Here is a 1,332-nt window from a genome sequence, read left to right on the forward strand (position 1 = left end):
ATATCCAAGGTTATCTGTCAGAAAGGATTACCATGGATAAGAAAAACAGCTTTCATAACCAAAGACATCTCTCATTGTCTGACAGAAGTTTTATTGAGCAGGAGCTATTACAACATTCTTCTTTTAAATATATTGGAGAAATGCTCAACAAAGATCCTACTACTATATCTAAAGAAATACGGAATCATACCATGTCAAAACCTCCTTTACAGCACTTTAGAAAGTGTCGAGGTTGTCTGCACTATATTGAATGCCGCAGGAGAAATGTATGTGGTGATCTTAAGTGTAAATCTGTATGTAGGTTATGTGTTTGGGGGCACCCTACTGATCACTGTATTAGTTATCTTCCTTTTGATCGTTACTGCAACAAAAGAGATAAACCTCCATACGTATGCAATGGCTGTGAGCATACAAATTTATGCACTCTTGAGCAAAGGATTTACGATGCAAAAAAGGCTCAAAAAATGTATGAACAAAAGCTTTCCGATTCTAGAAAGGGCATCAACATGACTCCTGAAGAACTGGATGAACTTAATGAACTCATTTCTCCTCTGGTCCTTAAAGGGCAACCATTAAGCCATATATTTGCAGTTCATGGTGATGAGATTCCCGTCTCTCGCAGGACTTTATATAACTACTTTGATCAACGAGTCTTTACGGCAAGGAACATTGATCTACCAAGAAGAGTTCGCTACAAAAAGAGAAAAAGGCGTTCTGAACCACGTATAAAAAATGTCAAGCAAGCATACCGTTCAAAGCGTACTTATGTTGATTTTGAAAAATATACAAAGGCATTTCCGGAGCTTGATGTCGTTGAAATGGACACAGTAAAGGGTACCAATAAAGCAGGAAAATGCCTGTTAACTCTTCTGTTCAGAAGCTGCAGTTTCATGATCATAATCCTACTTCCGAATTGTACCCAGAAGAGTGTTGTAGCTGCCATAAACAGCCTTTGCGACGCCATCGGATTACACACTTTTAAAAAGTACTTTCCCATAATTCTTACTGACAATGGCTCAGAGTTTAAGAATCCCTGGGACATAGAAAATACGCAAACCGGAACTCCACGGACAAAAGTATTTTATTGCGATCCATACGTTTCAAATCAGAAAGCGCGCATAGAAAAGAATCATGAGTACATACGTTATGTGATACCTAAGGGAAGAAGCATGTCCAAGTATACGCAGGATGACATCAATCTTCTTGCAAGCCACATAAACTCTGTAGGGCGTGACAGTCTCAATGGGGCTACACCTTTTGACCTAGCGGAGCTCCTTTTAGATAAAAAGATACCGACTTTAACAGGACTGAAAAAAGTCTCCCCAGACGAAG

1 protein-coding gene is annotated in these 1,332 nt (G+C 39.2%); it reads left to right on the forward strand.

Annotation, left to right across the window (positions count from 1 at the left end; translation table 11 throughout):
* Positions 1 to 32 precede the first annotated feature (32 nt).
* Positions 33 to 1,332, forward strand: a 1,300-nt coding sequence (locus G633_RS19850) for an IS30 family transposase (RefSeq protein ID WP_155834895.1), incomplete at its 3' end; no start/stop codon positions are given.

It is taken from the genome of Butyrivibrio sp. FCS006, assembly GCF_000424525.1.
In the GTDB taxonomy this organism is placed as follows: Bacteria; Bacillota; Clostridia; order Lachnospirales; family Lachnospiraceae; genus Butyrivibrio.